Origin of the sequence: Bifidobacterium sp. MSK.17.10 (assembly GCF_019129655.1) — a bacterium.
Taxonomy (GTDB): domain Bacteria; phylum Actinomycetota; class Actinomycetes; order Actinomycetales; family Bifidobacteriaceae; genus Bifidobacterium; species Bifidobacterium adolescentis.
Map to the genome: position 1 here is coordinate 62,712 of NZ_JAHOJD010000004.1, position 19,447 is coordinate 82,158.

The following is a 19,447-nucleotide window of genomic DNA, read 5'->3' on the forward strand; positions in this document are numbered from 1 at the left end:
AGTTGCGCGGCTAATTTCATGCATTATGAGTGACACTGAGAAAAGCGCGCAGGCGCAACCGAACGAATCCGTCGAACCGTCGTTCCGCTACAACGCGAAGCTGGCGCAGGGCATCGAAGAGAAATGGCAGAAGATCTGGGATGACGAAGGCACCTTCTGGGCCGCCAACGTCAATGGCGACCTGAAGGACGGCAAGGGCCATAACGCAGAAGGCCGCCCGTCCTACTTCGCGATGGACATGTTCCCGTACCCGTCCGGCAAGGGCCTGCACGTCGGCCACCCGCTGGGCTACCTCGCCACCGACGTGGTCAGCCGCTACCACCGCATGAAGGGCGAGAACGTGCTGCACGCCATGGGCTACGACGCCTTCGGCCTGCCGGCCGAGCAGTACGCCGTGCAGACCGGCCAGCATCCGCGCATCACCACCGAACAGAACATCGCCAACATGCGCCGCCAGCTGCACCGCATGGGCCTGAGCTTCGACAACCGTCGTTCCTTCGCCACCATCGACCCCGGCTACGTGCGTTGGACCCAGTGGATCTTCTCCCGCATCTACGACGCCTGGTACGACAAGGACGCCACCAACCCGTCCGGCTCCAAGGGCTGTGCCCGCCCGATCAGCACGCTCGTCGAACAGTTCGAATCCGGCAAGCGCGCCATCCCGGGCTTCGAAGGCAAGGCCTGGGCCGACCTGAGCGAAGCCGAGCAGGCCGACGTGCTCAACGACTTCCGTCTGGCCTACATCTCCAAGTCCCCGGTCAACTGGTGCCCGGGCCTGGGCACCGTGCTCGCCAACGAGGAGGTCACCGCCGAAGGCAAGTCCGAACGCGGCAACTTCCCGGTGTTCCAGCGCGAACTGCGCCAGTGGTCCATGCGCATCACCGCATACGGCCACCGTCTGATCGAAGACCTCGACACCATCGACTGGCCTGAGAAGGTCAAGCTCATGCAGCGCAACTGGATCGGCGAATCCCACGGCGCTTCCGTGCATTTCGACGTCGAGACCCCGAACGGCGTCAAGGACATGGAGATCTACACCACCCGTCCCGACACCCTCTTCGGCACCACCTTCGCAGTCGTCTCCCCGGAACACCACCTGCTTGAGAACGTGCCTGCCGAATGGCCGGCGGAAACCCCCGAGGATTGGGAGGGCGGCTACGCCACCCCGGTCGAGGCCGTGAAGGCGTACCGTCTGGCCGCCGAAGCCAAGACCGCCAAGGACCGCGTGGACGAGGCGGGCGAGAAGACCGGCCTGTTCACCGGCCTGTACGCCATCAACCCGATCACCGGCGCTAAGCTGCCGCTGTTCACCGCCGACTACGTGCTCATGGACTACGGCACCGGCGCGATCATGGCAGTGCCGGGCGGCGACCAGCGCGATTACGATTTCGCCGTCAAGTTCGGCCTGCCGGTCATCTACACTGTCAAGCCGCTGCCGGAATCCGGCGATGACCTCGCCAACTATGAAGGCAAGGCGCCGTTCGTCTCCCATGACGGCATCGTCATCAACTCCTCCATCGACGCGACCAAGGCCAAGGGCGATTCCTTGAGCCTCGACGGCCTGCGCGTGGACGAGGCCATCGACAAGGTCAACGCCTGGCTCGAATCCGCCGGCGTCGGCAAGGGCACCGTCAGCTACCGTCTGCGCGACTGGCTGTTCAGCCGTCAGCGCTACTGGGGCGAGCCGTTCCCGATCGTCTACGGCGAGGACGGCGCCCCGCACCTGCTTCCCGACGAGCAGCTGCCGATCAACCTGCCGGACGTGCCGGACTACAGCCCGAAGACCTTCGACCCGGAGGACGCCGAATCCAACCCGGAGGCTCCGCTGAGCCGCAACGAGGACTGGGTCAAGGTCGAGCTCGACTTGGGCGACGGCAAGAAGACCTACTACCGCGACACCAACACCATGCCGAATTGGGCCGGCTCCTGCTGGTACTACATGCGTTACCTCGACCCGACCGACACCAAGCACATGGTGGAGAAGGACGAGTTCGACTACTGGATGGGTCCGGACCACAACAAGACCGCCGGCAAGTCCGGCGGCGTGGACCTGTACATCGGCGGCGTCGAACACGCCGTGCTGCACCTGCTGTACTCCCGCTTCTGGCACAAGGTGCTGTTCGACCTCGGCTACGTCGACTCCATGGAACCGTTCCACAAGCTGTTCAACCAGGGCATGATCCAGGCATACGCCTACACCGACGACCGCGGCCAGTACGTGCCGGCCGCCGAAGTGGTGGAAGGTCCCGCCGACGCCAACGGCGAGCCGACGTTCACATGGAACGGCCAGCATGCCAACCGCGAGTTCGGCAAGATGGGCAAGAGCCTGAAGAACATCATCACGCCTGACGACATGTATGAGAACTACGGCGCGGACACCTTCCGCCTGTACGAGATGGGCATGGGCCCGCTGGCCGAATCCCGTCCATGGAACACCCGCAACGTGGTCGGCTCCATGCGTTTCCTGCAGCGCCTGTGGCGTAACGTCATCGACGAGACCACCGGCGAGGTGCGCGTCACCGACGGCGAGCTTGACACGAAGACGCTGAAGCTGCTCAACAACACGATCGCCGACGTGACCGTCGAGATGGAGGCCATGCGTCCGAACACGGCCATCGCCAAGCTCATCGTGCTCAACAACCATCTGACCAGCCTCGACGCCGTGCCGCGCGCCGCCGTCGAACCGCTGATCCTGATGCTCTCTCCGATCGCCCCGCACATCTGCGAGGAACTGTGGAGCAAGCTCGGCCACACCGAATCCCTGGCGCACGCCGACTGGCCGAAGGCCGACGAACGTTACGTCGGACAGGATTCCGTCACCGCGGTCGTGCAGATCAAGGGCAAGGTGCGCGCCAAGCTCGAGGTCTCCCCGGACATCGATCCGAAGGAGCTGGAGAAGATGGCGCTCGAAGCCGTCGCCGACCGACTGGGCGGCAAGGAGCCACGCAAGGTCATCGTCAAGGCTCCGAAGATCGTCTCCATCGTTCCCGCGGAATGATCTTCTGACGAGACGGCCCGCATAAGAGGACGCGGGTTCTTCCGCACCATGGCGACACGCCAGGAATGTGGATAACCCGCGTTCTCCGACCACAGGAGCCGTTTCGGCTGGACAGTATGCCCATGCATCCTCCAATGTTGGATGCATGGGCATATTTGCATTTCGCGGCACTCACCCCATCCGTGCCATCCACACGGCGGACGGCGGCACTGGCATGCCGGCCGCCACGAAGCGGCTGCGGGGATTGGGCATGCCCGAAAAACCGTCCCGACCCAACAGCCTTACGGCCATGGAGGCGCAATCGGACGAACCGTCCGCATCACACGAACCCGCACGACCGATGCCGCAGCGGAAGACGCATGACGCGAAACCGACCTTGGCGGAGCTCGCCGGCGTCCGGCCGACGGACAAACCCGACGAGGGGGAGCGGCCGAAACGCGACAGGCCACGATTGGCGTTCCGCCCGTTCCACGCGCTCATGGCGATCCTCACTTTGTCGTGCGCGCTGTGCGCGAGCCTGACCATGCTCGTCCAACAGACGATCCACTACAGCGAACTGCAGCATTCGCGGTCGCAGATACGCTCACAGGCCCAACAGCAGCCGCAACAGGCCCCGCAAACGGAACAAACGCCGGCACCGCAAGAAAACGGGCCGACGCAGGACGCGTCCACACCGGACAGCCATGACGGGCAAGACGGAGCGCAGCAATCGAACCAGCTTGACCTCAACACCGCAGACCTAGGCGAATTGCAGACCCTCAAAGGCGTCGGACCGGTCACCGCGCAGCGCATCCTCGACTATCGAACGCAGATAGGACGGTTCGACAACGTCGACCAGCTTCTGGAAGTCAAGGGCATCGGTTCGAAGACTCTGGCGAAATTCCGCGACCAAGTGTGCGTGAGATGACGGGCACACGCGATTGGCTGACCAGGGAGCGCGGGAGCCGAGACTGGAGACTGCTGCCGGCCGCAATATGCGGTTGGGCGGCCAGTCTGGCCGCGCACGCCGGCTTCGCATATTGCATGTCGCATGACGGCATGCTCGGCGCTTTGCCGGCCGTTCTCACCTGCATGATACCGCTGGCGGTCCTGGCGGGACTGCCCTTCCCACGATTGCCGGCGTCCGTTCGACGACGGATAACGCTCTGGCATGCGAGCGTCACGGTCTGCGCGATCGCTGCGATGGTTTGCGCGGCAAGCGCGTTGACCTATGATTTGCTGCAATGGCGCGACCCGGCTTCTCGGGCGGCCGCGGAAGGCGACGCTTCCGTCGTCGTCACGGCGCGCGCCACCTCGCCGACCGTCATCTCCGACAGACGGTCGAACGACTGCCGTGCCGACGCGCGCATCACATCGGTCACCATCGACGGCGTACGGCAAACCAGTTCGGCACGAGCGCGTATATACGCGGACCGGCCTGAATGCGGCAAACTCAAACAGGACGGCACCTACAAGATCGCGGGTCGCATCTCCGAAGCGCGATACGGTGCCATGCCGTTGTGGCTGACCGACGTCACGACAGTCGAACACGTCAGGCCGCCAAACCTGCCGATGCGCGCCATCGGCATGATGCAGGAGGCGTTCTTCGTCCAAACCGCACGTCTTTCCGACCAAGGGAAAGTGCTCGTCCCCGGACTGACATTGGGTGTTCTCGGACAGGACTACGTGCCGGCCGAAGGCGATGGCGCCGACATCGATTCCACATACGCCGCACAGGTGGAGGACGCGTTCCAAAGGTCCGGAATCGTGCATCTCATGGCGGTCAGCGGCGGCCATCTGGCCGTGACCGCCGCATTGGTGCGTTCCGTCTGCTCGTTCTTCCTTCTGCCGCGACGATTCACCGCACTGCTGGTCGCCATGTCGTACGTCATGCTGTCGGCATGCGTGTTTCCGTCGGATTCGGTATCCCGCGCGCTTTTGATGGGATTGTCCGGCGCGGCATGCCTGTTCATCGGCAGACGAGGCCAGGCGATGGCGTCGTTGAGCTGGACCACATTGGCTATGCTGATGGCATGCCCGCACATGTCGCAAAGCTTCGGATTCGCCCTGTCCTGCGCCGCGGTGCTCGGCATCGTGCTGTTCGCCGACACCCTCAACGCATGGATGGAACCGGTCCTGCCACGGTTCGTGGCCGAGGCTCTGTCCATGACCATAGCGGCGCAAGTGTTCACCCTGCCGATCCAGGTGCTCATCGAACCGGAACTGCCGGTGTTCTCCATACCGGCGAATCTGATGGTGGCGCCGTTCGTGGGTTTCGCCACATTGGCCGGCCTGGCCAGTCTTGCCGTCTCATGGCTGATTCCGTGGCTCGGCCTGCAACTGGCCCGTGCGGCCTCCTGGGGCACCGCGGTCATGGAACTGACCGCCCTTGAACTGGGTTCCGGCAGCCAGGCCACGATACCGTGGGCCGGAGGCGTCGGGGGAGCGGTCCTCGTCTGCGTGGTGGAAGCCGCCTGCGCGGCCGCCGCGATCATGACGCACCGGCTGTTCGGACGCATGATGGTCCAGGAACCCGATCTGCCCGGAAAACGTCTGATAGCCAACCCTGTGGAACGGCTGCGCATGTGGATGGAACGTACTCGGAAGGCATTGCGCGAACTGCAATGGGAGGAATAGGCCATGCCGGTTTTGTCCACCGATACGGCGAGATTGAATGGTATGCCGAAACCATCCGCAGCCACCACGCCCTTCCACCTCGTGTACGGAGGCGACTCGTACCTGAACGACCAGACGGTGCGCGACCTCAAACACGAGGCGCAACGCCGGTATCCCGACGCGGAAACCATCGAACTCGACGCGGCAAACGCCGATCATTACGCCTTCGACGAGGCGGTAAGCCCATCATTGCTTGCGGATCGCGCCATCGTCATCGTCACCAACCTGCAGAACGCGGACGAAAAACTGGGCGACGCCATGGTCTCTTACTGCAGACAGGCGTGCAAGGAGCCGGCGGACGCGTGCATCGTCATCTGCCAGCATGAGGGCGGTGTGAAGGGCAAACGTCTGGTGGAGCAGCTCACCAAGGCCGGAGCGTACAAGGACGCTGTCGCCGACCTGAAGAAGCCCGAGGCCAAACTCAACTTCGTCATGCAATGCTTCGAACGGCGCAAACGCCGCGTCGAGCCGATGGCCGCGCAGCAACTCGTGGCCGTGTTGGGGGATAGGACCGGCGAGCTTGCGGCCATGGTCGGCCAGTTATGCTTCGATTTCGACGACAATCCCATGACGCTCGACCGCGTCAACCAATATCTCACCTCCAATCCGCAGGTGGATGGCTTCCGTGTCGCCGACCTCGCGTTGTCGGGGCGTACGGCGGACGCGATCATCGCCATGCGATCGTCCGTGGAACAGGGCACCGCTCCGATCGCGCTTATCGGCGCGCTGGCCATGAAGCTGCGGACGATGGCGAAGGCGTCGGCGGTGCGTGCGGGCACCATTTCCACGGCCGAGGCGAAAACGAACCCCTGGGTGTTGAAGAACGCGACCCGGCAACTATCCGGATGGACGTCAAGCGGCATGAGCGCATGCATCCAGATGCTCGCATGGGCCGACGAGCAAAGCAAAACCAATGGCTCGGACCCGGTCTATGCTTTGGAACGGTCCATCGAACTGATCAGCCGCAAAGGACGTGCCGCATGAGCAACACCATTACCATCACAGCCGCCACCGGCGAGGACATGCAGGCGTTGGGGGAGCGTTTGGCGAAGCTTGCCCGTGGAGGCGACGTGCTGTTGCTGTCCGGTCCGCTTGGCGCCGGCAAGACCACGTTCGCGCAAGGGTTCGGCGCGGGACTTGGCATCGGAGAGCCCATCGTCTCGCCGACCTTCACCATCGCACGCGAGCTTGAGGGACGGTTCGCGGACGGTTCGCCGGCGCATCTGGTGCACGTCGACGCCTACAGGCTCGGCGGCAACGCCTACGCGCCCGGACAGGACACGGTCGGACGGCTATTGGACGAATTGGAATCGCTCGGCTTGGACGAGGAATTGGAGGATCCGGGCGAGCATACCGTCATCCTGATGGAATGGGGCGAGCAGATGGCCGCCGCATTGGCTCCGGAACGGCTTGAAATCCACATCGACCGTCCGCTTGACGCGCCCGCCGTGACCGCGGACGGCGAGCTGACCAGCGCGGGCGCACGCACGGTGACGTTGGTGCCGGTGGGCGCTGCCTGGGATTCGTTCGATTTCACCGCGGGAAAACGCTGACCCTGTCTAAGACGCATCCGACGTGGCCGACCGCACCGCATGCCGTGGCTTCCAGCGCCGGTTGTACAGTGGTTGGCAGTTTGGCACAAGGAGTTTTCAAGCATATGCAGACACTGGTGATTGACACCTCATATGGTTCGACCGTAGGCGTGGTCGGACATGAGCCCATCGTCGAAACGGATTCGCGCACCCATGTCGAGAAACTGCAGGTGAACATCGCGCAAGCCGTCGAACAGGCCGGACTGCAGGCGTCGGACATCACCCGCATCGTCGTCGGCGTTGGACCGGCGCCATTCACCGGCCTGCGCGCCGGCATCGTCGCGGCCAAGGCATTGGCCTTCGCCACAGGCGCGCAACTGGTCGGACAGGACGTGCTCGCGCCGCAATGCCTGGCACATACTCAAGCTACGGACGATCGCCGCCATCTGACGCTTGCCGTCAACGACGCGCGTCGCCGGCAACTGTATTTCGCGCTGTACGATGGCAATGCCGTCGCCGATGATGGCAGGCAATCGCCAGCAACGTTGATCGACATGGACATCGACTATCCGGATTCCATCGCAACGCGTGTCAACAACGTGCTTGCGAAGCTTGCCGACGAGGACACGCCGTACGTCGTGGACGTCATCGGCCACGGCGCCACCAAATACGCGCGGTCCTGGAACGCAATCGTCTCTCTTGGCGATGTCGACGACCATGCTCTGCTCGACGAAGGCGCGGAAGGATTGGCGCGATTCGAGGCCTTCACCACCAGCGAACAGGCGTTGGCAGAACCGACCCCCGTCGAACCGTTATATCTGCGTCGTCCGGACGTGTCAGTGCCCAACCCGCTCAAGCATGTGCTCAACCATGCCGGCGCCGAACGAACGGAGTGACGGCACGCCCATGATTGTCGACCATTCCCAGATTCCGGAAGACACCGCCGTCGGGCAGATCGCCGCATTGGAAAAGGACCTGTTCGGCCGCGGCGCGTGGAGCGAACAGTCCGTACGGCGGGAATTCCACGCTCCGGCACGCACGTATCTGCTCGACATTGAAGGCGATGCCGTACAGACGGCGAATCCCGTCGTCCGAGGCTACGCAGGCTACTGGTATGACGGCGACGACGCGGAGATCATGACGATCGGCGTCGGCAGACCATACCAACGGCAGGGGATAGCGGCGGCGCTTCTCGAAACGCTGATCGCCTCGGCGCGTCGGCAGGGCGCCAAACGCATGCTTCTGGAAGTCCGCGTCGACAACGTGCCGGCATTGGCGTTGTACGAAAGGTTCGGCTTCACGCGGATGGGATTGCGCAAACGCTACTACCAGCCCGAAGGCATCGACGCGTACACCATGAGCCTCGACTTGGAGCCGCGCGTCGTCGGCTTCAGCGCAACAGCGGATACAGAGCACACTTCAGCAACACACACAACGGAGCAGCAATGAGCGAACCAATCGTACTCGGCATCGAATCGACCTGTGACGAAACGGCGGCGGCCGTGGTGCAGGGACGCACCCTCATTTCCAACGTGGTCGCGTCCTCCATGGACGAGCACGCCCGCTACGGCGGCGTGATTCCCGAAATCGCCTCTCGCGCGCACGCCGAAGCGTTCGTGCCATGCGTCTCCAAAGCTCTGGCCGACGCGAACATGACGCTGTCCGACGTCGACGCGATCGCCGTATCCGCGGGACCCGGCCTCGCCGGCTGTCTCGCGGTCGGCGTGTCCGGCGCGAAATCGTTGGCATGGGCCGCGAACAAGCCGATCTACGGCATCAACCACGTCATCGGACATATCGCGGTGACGCAGCTGCAGTTCGGACCGTTCCCCAAGGACACGCTTGCGTTGATTGTGTCGGGCGGGCACACTTCGCTGCTGCATGTCGAAGACGTGGCGCGGCATATCGACGTGGTCGGCACCACGCTCGACGACGCTGCCGGCGAATGCTTCGACAAGGTGGCGCGTCTGCTTGGTTTCCCGTATCCCGGCGGCCCGCACATCGACCGTCACGCGCAGCTGGGCAACCCACATGCCATCAAAGTGCCTCAGGGCCTTACACAAGGCAAGGCGGGGCAGCAGCATCCGTACGATTTCAGTTTCTCCGGCGTGAAGACGGCCGTGGCGCGTTGGATCGAGCAGCAGCAGGCGGAAGGCAATGAGATTCCCATCGACGACGTGTGCGCGTCGCTGGCCGATTCCGTCGCGACGGTGCTCGCCAAGAAGGCGATGCGCGGTTGCGAGCAGTACGGTTCGAAGACCCTGATCGTTGGCGGCGGCTTCTCCGCGAACTCCCAACTGCGCGCCAAACTGTTGGAGGTCGGAGCCAAGCATGGCGTCGAAGTGCGTATCCCGCAAATCAAACTGTGCACCGATAATGGCGCGATGGTGGCCATGCTGGGCGTGAACCTGGTGGAGAGCGGCGTGAAACCGTCCGAACCGGATTTCGCAATCGATTCCGCCATGCCGTTGACGAAGATCAGCATGTGACGGTAGTCCCGCCGCAGCAGGGGAGACACGCGCGGGATTTGCATTTTGCGTTTTACCGCGTATGATTCATGTCTTGTGCACAGCGCATTCCTGCGTAGCTCAGTTGGCAGAGCATCCGACTGTTAATCGGACGGTCACTGGTTCAAGCCCAGTCGCAGGAGCCATTCGAAAAAATCCCCTTGGAAACAAGGGGATTTTTTCATTTTCAACGACTCTTGGCATTTTTGGCCACCCTTCATGTTTATCCGTCGGCGGAAACCGTGGTTCGTCCAGCCATCCATGCGTATGATGAACGCACCGGGTCAATCAAACAAAGGAAGGAAGTCCATCATGTGCACTGGCGTTCGTTTCTCCGACGAAGAGGGAAACATGTATTTCGGCCGCAACCTCGACTGGAGCTTCTCATACGGCGAAAGCATCCTGGCCACTCCACGCGGCTACCACTACGACAACGTGTTCGGCGCGAGCGGCAAAGCCACGCCGAACGCGGTGATCGGCGTGGGCGTGGTCATGGCCGACCGTCCGATGTATTTCGACTGCGCCAACGAGCATGGTCTGGCCATCGCGGGATTGAATTTCCCCGGCTACGCGGAGTTCGTGCATGAGCCGGTCGAAGGCACCGACAACGTCGCGACCTTCGAATTCCCGCTGTGGGTGGCACGCAATTTCGATTCCGTCGACGAAGTCGAGGAGGCGTTGAAGAACGTGACCCTCGTCTCCCAGATCGTGCCCGGCCAGCAGGAGTCGCTGCTGCACTGGATCATCGGCGACAGCGAGCGCAGCATCGTCGTCGAACAGATGGCGGACGGCATGCATGTGCACCATGACGACGTAGACGTGCTGACCAACCAGCCGACGTTCGGCTTCCATATGGAGAATCTGCGCAACTACATGTGCGTCGGCAACGAGATGGCCGAGCCGGCCACGTGGGGCAAGGCGTCCCTGTCCGCTTGGGGCGCGGGTGTGAGCATGCATGGCATTCCGGGCGATGTGAGCTCCCCGTCGCGTTTCGTGCGTGTGGCTTATGCCAACACGCATTATCCGCAGCAGGAAGGCGAGGCGGCCAACGTGTCTCGCCTGTTCCACACCCTTGGTTCCGTGCAGATGGTTGACGGCATGGCGAAGATGGGCAACGGCCAGTTCGAACGCACGCTGTTCACCAGCGGATATTCGTCCAAGACCAACACGTACTACATGAACACGTATGATGATCCCGCCATCCGCTCCTACGCGATGGCCGATTTCGACATGGATTCCTCGGAGCTGATCACCGCCGCCTGAGCATGCGTGGGCTTTTTCGTCCGTCGGTTCCCATACAGACGGACGAAAAAGCCGCACGATTGCCGAAAAGGACATGAAAATGGAGTCGTGCGACAGATCCACTTTTCGGATACCGGCTCTTCCATTGCCCGCTCAATGCCGTTTGACGTCGGACCAATACGACACGCCGGAATATGGACTTCGAGCACTTTAAGTTTTTAGAGTGCGGGGTATGAGCAATACGACGACCACCTGGCATTCGATCCGTGAGGCGTCCATGATTTCCGGACTGCCCGAATCGACGTTGCGTTATTACGAGCAGATCGGCATCATCGATCCGATCGCCCGCGATCCGAGTTCAGGCCACCGAGTCTATTCGGACAAGGACATCGAATCGCTGACCACCATCGCATGCCTGGCGGCGACGGGCATGCCGCTTGAATCGATGCGCGAATACCTGAAGAACCGTTTCGACGGTCCGGAAGGCGCCCGACGGCAGATCGAACTGCTCGACGCGCAATCGCTGCGTCTGGCCGCGAAAGCCGAGGCCCTGCGCATCCAGCAGGCGTACGTGTCGCTCAAATCGCTCTATTGGCGCGCCATCGCCGAAGGACACGAGGATGAGGCCAACCGAATTCTCGAGGAAAACAAAGACGTCATCGAAAACGTCAAGAAACAGCCCGGCAAGGGCGCGATCGCACGCTGAACATTCAGACGACGATGGCCGCTATCCGCACGCAACATTTCCGACGATAGAATGAACGCGGCATGCGGCGCGAAGACATCGAATGGAAAGGAAGCCATGTTCGAGGAACTGCATAGGAAGATGAACGCGTTCTGGAACAACGACAGGACGCTGTCGCAGACCGATCCGGAATATGTCAAGCTGTTTTCCGACTTCGCTTACGGGGAAGTGGTGAACGAGCCGGGCGCGAACCATCCCGATCTGGACGACCAGACCCGCTCCCTGGCGATCCTCGCGGCTCTGGTCGGCTGCCAGGGTCTCGACGCGTTCGAAATGATGCTGCCGGTCGCCTACGAGACAGGACTGACGTCCGTGGCCATCAAGGAGATGATCTACCAAGCCACCGCATACTGCGGATTCGGGAGAACCCTGCCGTTCCTGAAGAAGCTCAACGTTTTCCTTGGAGCCGCGAACGTGCATCTGCCGCTGGAGCCGCAGGGCACGACCACGTCGGAGACCCGCGCGCAGGCCGGAGAGGACAAGCAGGTCGAGATCTTCGGCGAGAACATGCGCGGATTCGCGCAATCCGGACCGGAGGAGACCCGGCACATCAACAAGTGGCTGGCCGACAACTGCTTCGGCGACTACTACACTCGCGGCGGACTCAACACCCGCGAGCGCGAAATGGTCACGTTGTGTTTCCTGGCCGCGCAGGGTGGTTGCGAACCGCAGCTTACGGCGCATGCCAAGGCGAATATGGTCGTCGGCAATGAGAAGGCGTTTCTAATCGCGGTGGTCTCGCAGTGCATGCCGTATATCGGCTATCCGCGTACGTTGAACGCGATTCGTTGCATCGATGAGGCTGTGAAGGGCTGACCTGCCCGTTAAAAACGCCGGCAAACAAACAAAGGGCTATCCGCCGAACAAGACGGATAGCCCTTCCTTATAGCTGATTGTGGATGGCGTGCTGTGTTTACTCGCCCCACACGTCCTTGGCGATGGATTGGACGAGTGCGATCTTGGCCCACTGCTGGTCTTCGGTGAGCTTGTTGCCTTCCTGGGTGGAGGCGAAGCCGCACTGGGTGGACAGGCACAGGCGGTCGAGCGGAATGTACTGGGCGGCTTCCTGGATGCGGGCCTTGATGGTGTCCGGATCCTCAAGGTCGGGCTTCTTGGAGGTGATCAGGCCGAGCACGACCTTCTTGTCGCCGGAGACTTCGGCGAGCGGCGCGAAATCGCCGGAACGGTCGTCGTCGAACTCGAGGTAGTAGGCGTCCACGTTCTCCTCGCCGAACAGTTTGGCCGCGACCGGCGCGTAGCCTCCGGAGGAAAGCCAGGTGGAGTGGAAGTTGCCGCGGCACACGTGGGTGTTGATGACCAGGTCGTCCGGCTGGTCGGCGATCACGGCGTTGATGACGTCGAGGTTCTCCTGCTGCAGGCGTAGCGCGTCCTCGTCGCTCCAGCCGAGACGTTCGCGTACGCTCGCATCGCACAGGCGGGTCCAGGTGCAGTCGTCGAACTGCACGTTGCGGCAGCCGGCGGCATACAGGTCGGCGATGACCTGGCGGTAGGCGGCGACGATGTCGGCGGTCAGCTCGTCGTCGTTCTTGTAGAACTCGTCATACGGGTAGGCGGCCGCGTTGCCGGTGAGCACGAAGCGGGTCTGCGCGGGGGAGGGCATGGTCTGGCGGGCCACGGTGTTCTCGTCCTCGAACTGCTTGACGAACTTGAAATGTTCGACGAACGGATGGTTCTCGCCGGAGATTCTTCCGGTCACGGTGGCGGTGTCGGCCGGGGTCACCTCGTCGTGGAAGGCGACGCGGTGGGCTGCGGCGGCATGGTCCACGCCGTTGAAGCCCCACATGAAGTCGAAATGCCACCAGCCGCGGCGGAATTCGCCGTCGGTGATCACATGCAGGCCGGCGGCCTTCTGCTTGGCGACGAGTTCGGTGATGGCCTTGTCCTCGACCGCCTTGAGCGCTGCGGCATCGATTTTGCCGGCGGCGAAATCCTCACGCGCGGCCTTGAGCTCGGCCGGGCGGAGATAGGAGCCGACCACGTCGGCGCGGAACGGCGCGTTATGCGAGTATACCATTGAATACCCCTTTTTTTGGGAAAGCGACAAATACCTAGTGAAGGTTACACGCACGTCCCGAAACACGGGCGCACACGGCTTCTCGGCCAGTATTCGTGCTTGAATGGATGATGTTATCCGTTACACATTCGAGAATGGAAGGCAATGAGCGAATCGCGCGATCCCGCAGGCGACAGTACGACCACGAACAACATGGGGGAGGTGCGGGAAGCCGAACATCAGGGCGCGGCCGTCAAGGCGGCGTTGGGCGCGAACATTGGTGTCGCCATCGCGAAGCTGCTCGCGGCGTTCTTCACCGGATCGTCCGCCATGCTTTCCGAGTCGGTACATTCCATCGCGGATTGCTCCAACGAAATCGTATTGATGGTGGGTGGACGTTTCTCCAAGCGCAAGACGGACGGCGACCATCCGTTCGGCCTGTATCGCGCCAAATATCTTGCTTCGTTCGTCGTGGCCACGCTGCTGTTCTTCGTCGGTGGATTCTTCTCGACGTCCGAGGCCGTGAAGAAGCTTATTGCGATCGCCGGCGACCCTACGCTACGTGACGTGAACCGAATGGAACTGCTCGTCGCGTTCATCGTGGTCGTCATCAGCGCATGCCTCGAAGGATATGGACTGCATCAGAGCATCAAGGAGGCCAACGAGCGTATGGAACGCACGAACACGCCGCGTATGGGCGTGTTCCGTTTCTGGAGGCACACCAAGTCCGCCGAATTGGCTTCGGTGATTATGGAGGATACGCTCGCTTTGATCGGTTTGGCGTTCGCAGGTCTCGGCATTGGTCTTGCGATTCTGCTCGACGATGAGATTTTTGATGCGTTGGGTGGTCTCATGGTCGGTCTGGTGCTGATCGTCGGTTCGCTGTTTCTCGCGTTCAAATCCGGTTCGCTGCTCATCGGCGAGGCCGTGGATTCCGATACGCGCGGGAAGATCGTCGAGGCGGTTACCACCACGCCGGGCGTCGAACGATTGCTGAACATGCAGACCGTGCACATGTCGGAGGACGACATCCTCCTGTGCGTCAAAGTGCAGACCAGCAAGCTCGACCGCGACTATGACGTGGAAACCGTCGACAAGATCGAGAAGGCCGTGCGCACCGCGTTGCCCTGGTACAATTTCGAGATCTACGTCGAACCGGACATCTACAGCGCCAAACACGTGCACGCGTAACCGGTTCCCGCGTAACAGGAACCGTTCAATATGGGAAAGCCCGGACGATCTGATTCGTCCGGGCTTTCCCATATGCGTGTCGGAAATGGTGGAAGTGGGATTATTCCTCGGCCACCAGATCCAGGTAGGAGTCGTTCCACAGGTCCTCGTCGCCGTCGGGCATGAGCAGCACGCGTTCCGGATTCAACGCCTCGACCGCGCCCTCGTCGTGGGTGACCAGCACAATCGCGCCCTCGTATTTGGCGATGGCCTTCAGAATCTCGTCGCGGGACGCCGGATCCAGATTGTTGGTCGGTTCATCAAGCAGTAGCACGTTCGCGCGGCTCGTCACCAGCGTGGCCAACGCCAGACGGGTCTTCTCGCCGCCGGAAAGCACTCGTGCCGGTTTCAGCGCGTCATCGCCGGAGAACAGGAACGACCCAAGGATGGAACGTGCCTGTGTGTCGTCAAGTTCCGGTGCCACGTGAATCAGATTCTGCAACACGGTGGCGTCAAGATCCAATGTGTCGTGTTCCTGTGCGAAATAGCCGATTTTGCAGCCATGTCCATATTCCACGGATCCGGTGTCGGGATCCTCCAGATGGGCGAGCAGACGCAGCGTGGTGGTCTTGCCCGCGCCGTTATAGCCCAGAATCACCACACGTGAACCTTTGTCGATCGCCAGATTCACGCCTGCGAACACGATGTTCGAACCATACGCTTTGGAGATGTCCTTCGCCATGATCGGCGTACGTCCGCAAGGTGCCGGCTCGGGGAAGCGGATGTCCGCCACCTTCTCCTTCTTCTGTGCTTCGGACGTGTTCTCCAGCAGTTTCTCCGCGCGGCGCATCATGTTCTGCGCGGCCACGGCCTTGGTGGCTTTCGCGTGCAGGCGGATGCCCTGCTGCATCAGACGTTCGGCCTTCTTCTCTGCGACTTCACGTTCGCGGCGGCGACGTTCCTCGTCGACCACGCGTTGGTGCAGGTAGGCCTTCCAGCCGAGCGAGTACATGTCGATCTGGCCGAGCTGTGCGTCCAGATGCCACACCTTGTTCACCACTTCGTCAAGCAGTTCGGTGGAGTGGGAGATGACCAGGAAACCGCCCTCGTATTTTTTCAGATAGCCGCGCAGCCATTCGATGGAATCCGCGTCCAAATGGTTGGTCGGCTCGTCAAGGATCAGCGTATCCGCATCGGAGAACAGGATGCGCGCCAGTTCGATACGGCGGCGTTGACCGCCGGAAAGCGTACCCAACTGCTGGCCCATCACGTCCTGCGGCAGGCCGAGACTGGCCGCCATCGCGGTCGCTTCGGACTGTGCGGCATAGCCTCCGGCCTTTTCGAAATCCTGCATGGCCTTGTCGTAGCGGTTCATCGCCTTGGTCATGACATCCGGATCCGGATCGGTCATGTCCTTTTCGGCCTTGCGTATGCGTTTGATGATGCTGGCGATGTCTCGCGCGCTCATCATGCGGTCCAGTGCGGTCTGCTCCGGGTCGGCGGCATGCGTGTCCTGTGGCAGATAGCCGAGTTTGCCGGAGACACGTACCTTGCCGGCGGTCGGCAGCATATCGCCGGTGATCACACGGGTCAGCGTGGTCTTGCCTGCTCCATTGCGTCCGACCAGACCGATCTTGTCCCCCTTGGCAACGTGGAAGTTGGTGGGATGCAGCAACGTGCGCGCACCGATCTGAATCTCAAGTCCCTGCGCCTCAATCGCCATGCCGTGATACCTCTAGTCTTTCGTGTTCCTTCAAACGCCAATCGAACATCATAGCGAACACCCGCAACCGTTTCACCTCATCTCACGTTTCATTTCCAAGCAGATGCCGGAGCAGTGATTCGCGGTGGTTGATGAAGACCCTGGTGATTTGATAGCTGTCCGTATCCTCATAATCGCAGGGATGGACGCCGTTTTCGTCGAATGACAGGATTTCCGCATCCGGCAGACCGAGCAGAATCGGCGAATGACCATATGCTATGATGGAATATGTTGAGTGTATTTAAATCCTCCCATATGCCAAGAGGGTTTTCGGGAAAGAGAAACGGACATTGCGTATCTAACGGGCGGCGGATACCGTCGGCAGAACCGTGCGCGTTGAAGCGCACTGCCGCGTAGCTTGCTCGTATGCACATTTCACGGTTCCGTATCCGTTCGTTTTTTTCACAATCAAGACCTCGCAGTGCGCCTGTATGAGAAAGAAGCCCCATACATGGCCCGGACAACAATGCTCACGCTTACTGGCATCTCTTACACATACCCGTCCATGTCTGAACCACTGTTCGAACACGTGTCCGCATCTTTCCAACAAGGATGGACCGCCGTGCTCGGCGACAACGGACTCGGCAAAACGACTCTACTGAACATCGCCATCGGAATGTTGCCCGCCGATACCGGCAGCATCAACCCGGACCCGCATGGACTCACTATCGCTACCTGCCCGCAAGACAACATGGTGAGGCCTAAGAACCTCGACGACTTCACCACGGATTGGTCGCCCGGAACCATGCGTGTACGCAACGCGTTACACATCGGCGATGACTGGCCCTACCGTTATGAAACGCTTTCCGGAGGCGAAACGAAACGATTGCAGGTCGCTTGCGCAATCACAGCGCGTCCCGATGTGCTCGTGCTTGACGAACCCACCAACCACGTTGATGGTGAAACACGGAAAGCCATAGTCGAAGTCATGCGCCAATACCAGGGCATAGGCATCGTAATATCCCACGATGTCGCACTGGTTGACGCTACATGCGCACGATGCGTCATATTCGAACGACGGCACATCAGTGGGCGTAACATCACCGCCATCAGCACATATGATGGCGGATATACGCAAGCGCATGAGCTGATGACGTCCAGACTGCGTGGAGACGAGGAGTCAATCCGTGCGGCACGGCAGGAAGTCACACGACTGCGGTCCGCACAAGCACAGCGACATCAAGCCATGCAAAGCGCATATGCTCGCAAACGCAACGGGTGGAAAATCGACCGCAAAGATCACAGCGCCCTCGATCACCACAAATGGATCGAAAAACAGACCGATACCGCTTCGGGCGCCGCATACCGACAAATGAACAAGCGTCTTGAACGAGCACAGCGCACACTAGATTCACTAACCGTAGCGGCCAAACGCTACGACGGCGACATCTGGATCGACATACGGCCAAGCAACAGAAAGGAGCTCCTGCATCTCACGGAAGGTATTATCATATTCGGCAGCGGCAGGATGACCAGCTCGAACGATGCCGCGAGAACGCCAACACAATCCATACTGCATGCCGACGGACATCAATGGAAGGTCGCGCATAATCCAGGGATGAGTGGTGAAAAACCACGGATGCCAGGCGTCGCCATACCAAAACTCAGCATCGGACAGCAAGACCATATCGGACTGACCGGTGCCAACGGACTCGGCAAAACAACCGTGATGAACGCATTGCTGGACAGCATGCCGGAAGACTTGCCGCATCTGATCGTCCAGCAGCAAACGGGAGAAGCCGCGCTTTCTCAAACCATGAGACGACTCTCCGCATTGCAGGGTAAGGAACGCTCGCAGGTGCTGGCCGCCTTCGCCCAGCTCAACGCCGATCCGGATAAGCTGCTTTCTAACGAAGCGCCGTCTCCGGGCGAACTGCGCAAGCTCATGTTGTGCTTGGGCATTCTTGACCGGCCTCAGTTGATTGTCATGGACGAGCCGACGAACTATCTTGACTTAGAGTCCAAGGTGGCTCTGGCAAGATGTCTTGCCGACTATCCGGGAGCATTGGTGGTGGCCAGTCATGATGAGTGGTTCCTCGATCAAGTAGTCAGATAAGCCAAGCGATGCCTATGCCATCGAAAGCTGGTTTGCGTTCCGCGTGATCAGGACGCGTAGGCCCGCTTTTTATCAATGCTGTACTAAAGCCAATCGTCATCGTATGGCTTCGACATCATGGCATGGTGCACGGTATTCCGTTGAACTTTTTAATATCCCTCGTCGATGAAGATCCATCCGTGTTCCGCCCGCGCGGAACCGGGATTCCACGCGTACCAGCTTCCCCAGCCATCTTGGGACGAGTTCTGCGAGCCGGCATGGCAGGAGATGTCATTGGAGAGGTAAATCACATTGTCCATCCCGTATTCGTCAATGGCCGCGGAAATCGAAGAACTGCCACCGGAAGCCGTGACGCTGTGTTCGGCTGCAAGCAGCGCGGCCGAACGCTTTGCGTCATATCGGACGGCATCCACGCGGCAACCGTTCCAGGATTTCAGCCTGGCAAGGTCCGCCTTCACCGCGCCGTCGATCTGGGATTCGTCGAACTTGCCCGTCGCGTTGATGCTGATCCGAGCATGACTGACATCGGCAGGCCGGAGTGGCAGGTAGACGAACCGGTACGCGCCGACAGCGCATGCCACGGCGGCGACGCATACCGATGCGACGGTGATGGGTTTCTTGCTTTTCGTGGTCCGCATGATCCTCCCACATAACAGCTTTCCCTAAAGCATACAGCGGAAACGTGATAAGAGGAATGGATACCAAGACCAACAAGAACGCCCTTCAACGGATACTACGATGGAACGCGTCAAACAGGCGGAATGAT

16 protein-coding genes, 1 tRNA gene and 1 pseudogene are annotated in these 19,447 nt (G+C 61.0%); 14 read left to right on the top strand and 4 right to left on the bottom strand.

Annotated elements, in window-relative coordinates:
- Positions 1-25 precede the first annotated feature (25 nt).
- The 12 genes from leuS to KSX58_RS04315 all read left to right on the top strand — a co-directional run bounded on the left by leuS (position 26) and on the right by KSX58_RS04315 (position 12,495).
- Positions 26-2,998 carry a leucine--tRNA ligase gene (leuS, locus tag KSX58_RS04260; RefSeq protein ID WP_217735743.1) on the top strand — a complete coding sequence of 991 codons (2,973 nt, stop codon included), beginning with the start codon at positions 26-28 and terminating at the stop codon, positions 2,996-2,998.
- A 145-nt stretch (positions 2,999-3,143) separates the two neighbouring features.
- Positions 3,144-3,905 carry a ComEA family DNA-binding protein gene (locus KSX58_RS04265; RefSeq protein WP_003807029.1) on the top strand — a complete coding sequence of 254 codons (762 nt, stop codon included), beginning with the start codon at positions 3,144-3,146 and terminating at the stop codon, positions 3,903-3,905.
- Positions 3,902-5,614: a ComEC/Rec2 family competence protein gene (locus KSX58_RS04270; RefSeq protein WP_217735742.1), complete on the top strand. Its 1,713-nt coding sequence runs from the start codon at positions 3,902-3,904 to the stop codon at positions 5,612-5,614. Before KSX58_RS04265 ends, KSX58_RS04270 begins: the two co-directional genes overlap by 4 nt.
- Positions 5,615-5,656: 42 nt before the next feature.
- Entirely contained in the window at positions 5,657-6,637 is a 981-nt protein-coding gene (gene holA / locus KSX58_RS04275; protein WP_171024982.1) for a DNA polymerase III subunit delta, read from the top strand.
- On the top strand, positions 6,634-7,206 hold the full coding sequence (tsaE, locus tag KSX58_RS04280; protein WP_011743225.1) for a tRNA (adenosine(37)-N6)-threonylcarbamoyltransferase complex ATPase subunit type 1 TsaE: 573 nt from the start codon (positions 6,634-6,636) through the stop codon (positions 7,204-7,206). Before holA ends, tsaE begins: the two co-directional genes overlap by 4 nt.
- A 104-nt stretch (positions 7,207-7,310) precedes the next feature.
- Complete coding sequence (tsaB, locus tag KSX58_RS04285) at positions 7,311-8,081, top strand: tRNA (adenosine(37)-N6)-threonylcarbamoyltransferase complex dimerization subunit type 1 TsaB (RefSeq protein WP_217735741.1); 771 nt, start codon at positions 7,311-7,313, stop codon at positions 8,079-8,081.
- A 10-nt stretch (positions 8,082-8,091) separates the two neighbouring features.
- Positions 8,092-8,634 carry a ribosomal protein S18-alanine N-acetyltransferase gene (gene rimI, locus KSX58_RS04290; RefSeq protein WP_217735740.1) on the top strand — a complete coding sequence of 181 codons (543 nt, stop codon included), beginning with the start codon at positions 8,092-8,094 and terminating at the stop codon, positions 8,632-8,634.
- Positions 8,631-9,674, top strand: a complete 1,044-nt coding sequence (gene tsaD, locus KSX58_RS04295; protein WP_003807022.1) for a tRNA (adenosine(37)-N6)-threonylcarbamoyltransferase complex transferase subunit TsaD — start codon at positions 8,631-8,633, stop codon at positions 9,672-9,674. Before rimI ends, tsaD begins: the two co-directional genes overlap by 4 nt.
- Before the next feature lie 88 nt (positions 9,675-9,762).
- A tRNA-Asn gene (locus KSX58_RS04300) sits at positions 9,763-9,838 on the top strand.
- Between the two features lie 166 nt (positions 9,839-10,004).
- A complete protein-coding gene (bsh, locus tag KSX58_RS04305; protein WP_033499490.1) occupies positions 10,005-10,955 on the top strand; it encodes a choloylglycine hydrolase in 951 nt (316 codons plus the stop codon).
- 211 nt (positions 10,956-11,166) lie between these two features.
- Positions 11,167-11,640, top strand: coding sequence for a MerR family transcriptional regulator (locus KSX58_RS04310; protein WP_080703738.1), 474 nt, complete (start codon positions 11,167-11,169; stop codon positions 11,638-11,640).
- A gap of 96 nt (positions 11,641-11,736) precedes the next feature.
- Positions 11,737-12,495 carry a carboxymuconolactone decarboxylase family protein gene (locus KSX58_RS04315; protein ID WP_195347358.1) on the top strand — a complete coding sequence of 253 codons (759 nt, stop codon included), beginning with the start codon at positions 11,737-11,739 and terminating at the stop codon, positions 12,493-12,495.
- A gap of 97 nt (positions 12,496-12,592) precedes the next feature.
- Here KSX58_RS04315 and KSX58_RS04320 read toward each other — a convergent pair whose 3' ends face one another.
- Entirely contained in the window at positions 12,593-13,714 is a 1,122-nt protein-coding gene (locus KSX58_RS04320; protein ID WP_033499488.1) for a 5-methyltetrahydropteroyltriglutamate--homocysteine S-methyltransferase, read from the bottom strand.
- A 144-nt stretch (positions 13,715-13,858) separates the two neighbouring features.
- Between KSX58_RS04320 and KSX58_RS04325 the strand changes: the two genes are divergently transcribed.
- Positions 13,859-14,884 carry a cation diffusion facilitator family transporter gene (locus KSX58_RS04325; protein ID WP_039775173.1) on the top strand — a complete coding sequence of 342 codons (1,026 nt, stop codon included), beginning with the start codon at positions 13,859-13,861 and terminating at the stop codon, positions 14,882-14,884.
- Between the two features lie 100 nt (positions 14,885-14,984).
- Here KSX58_RS04325 and KSX58_RS04330 read toward each other — a convergent pair whose 3' ends face one another.
- Together KSX58_RS04330 and KSX58_RS10595 are read right to left on the bottom strand one after the other, a co-directional pair.
- Positions 14,985-16,586, bottom strand: a complete 1,602-nt coding sequence (locus KSX58_RS04330) for an ABC-F family ATP-binding cassette domain-containing protein (protein WP_011743216.1) — start codon at positions 16,584-16,586, stop codon at positions 14,985-14,987.
- Positions 16,587-16,668: 82 nt separating this feature from the next.
- Positions 16,669-16,833 (bottom strand): annotated as a pseudogene (locus tag KSX58_RS10595) (ABC transporter ATP-binding protein); the annotation flags it as partial.
- 297 nt (positions 16,834-17,130) lie between these two features.
- On the opposite strand from KSX58_RS10595, the gene KSX58_RS04335 reads away from it, so the two are divergent.
- The gene (locus KSX58_RS04335; RefSeq protein WP_237976426.1) at positions 17,131-18,681 is read left to right on the top strand and encodes an ATP-binding cassette domain-containing protein; all 1,551 of its coding nucleotides are present in this window, start codon (positions 17,131-17,133) and stop codon (positions 18,679-18,681) included.
- Between the two features lie 149 nt (positions 18,682-18,830).
- Here KSX58_RS04335 and KSX58_RS04340 read toward each other — a convergent pair whose 3' ends face one another.
- Entirely contained in the window at positions 18,831-19,319 is a 489-nt protein-coding gene (locus KSX58_RS04340) for a hypothetical protein (RefSeq protein WP_195247759.1), read from the bottom strand.
- Positions 19,320-19,447: the final 128 nt, after the last annotated feature.

Excerpts from the sequence above, each read along its gene's own strand:
- KSX58_RS04320 (WP_033499488.1), bottom strand. The coding sequence starts at position 13,714 with ATGGTATACTCGCATAACGCGCCGTTCCGCGCCGACGTGGTCGGCTCC.
- tsaE (WP_011743225.1), top strand. The coding sequence starts at position 6,634 with ATGAGCAACACCATTACCATCACAGCCGCCACCGGCGAGGACATGCAG.
- KSX58_RS04265 (WP_003807029.1), top strand. The coding sequence starts at position 3,144 with ATGGGCATATTTGCATTTCGCGGCACTCACCCCATCCGTGCCATCCAC.
- tsaB (WP_217735741.1), top strand. The coding sequence starts at position 7,311 with ATGCAGACACTGGTGATTGACACCTCATATGGTTCGACCGTAGGCGTG.
- KSX58_RS04340 (WP_195247759.1), bottom strand. The coding sequence starts at position 19,319 with ATGCGGACCACGAAAAGCAAGAAACCCATCACCGTCGCATCGGTATGC.
- KSX58_RS04310 (WP_080703738.1), top strand. The coding sequence starts at position 11,167 with ATGAGCAATACGACGACCACCTGGCATTCGATCCGTGAGGCGTCCATG.
- bsh (WP_033499490.1), top strand. The coding sequence starts at position 10,005 with ATGTGCACTGGCGTTCGTTTCTCCGACGAAGAGGGAAACATGTATTTC.
- tsaD (WP_003807022.1), top strand. The coding sequence starts at position 8,631 with ATGAGCGAACCAATCGTACTCGGCATCGAATCGACCTGTGACGAAACG.
- holA (WP_171024982.1), top strand. The coding sequence starts at position 5,657 with ATGCCGAAACCATCCGCAGCCACCACGCCCTTCCACCTCGTGTACGGA.
- KSX58_RS04315 (WP_195347358.1), top strand. The coding sequence starts at position 11,737 with ATGTTCGAGGAACTGCATAGGAAGATGAACGCGTTCTGGAACAACGAC.
- KSX58_RS04330 (WP_011743216.1), bottom strand. The coding sequence starts at position 16,586 with ATGGCGATTGAGGCGCAGGGACTTGAGATTCAGATCGGTGCGCGCACG.
- KSX58_RS04325 (WP_039775173.1), top strand. The coding sequence starts at position 13,859 with ATGAGCGAATCGCGCGATCCCGCAGGCGACAGTACGACCACGAACAAC.
- leuS (WP_217735743.1), top strand. The coding sequence starts at position 26 with ATGAGTGACACTGAGAAAAGCGCGCAGGCGCAACCGAACGAATCCGTC.
- rimI (WP_217735740.1), top strand. The coding sequence starts at position 8,092 with ATGATTGTCGACCATTCCCAGATTCCGGAAGACACCGCCGTCGGGCAG.
- KSX58_RS04335 (WP_237976426.1), top strand. The coding sequence starts at position 17,131 with ATGTCTGAACCACTGTTCGAACACGTGTCCGCATCTTTCCAACAAGGA.
- KSX58_RS04270 (WP_217735742.1), top strand. The coding sequence starts at position 3,902 with ATGACGGGCACACGCGATTGGCTGACCAGGGAGCGCGGGAGCCGAGAC.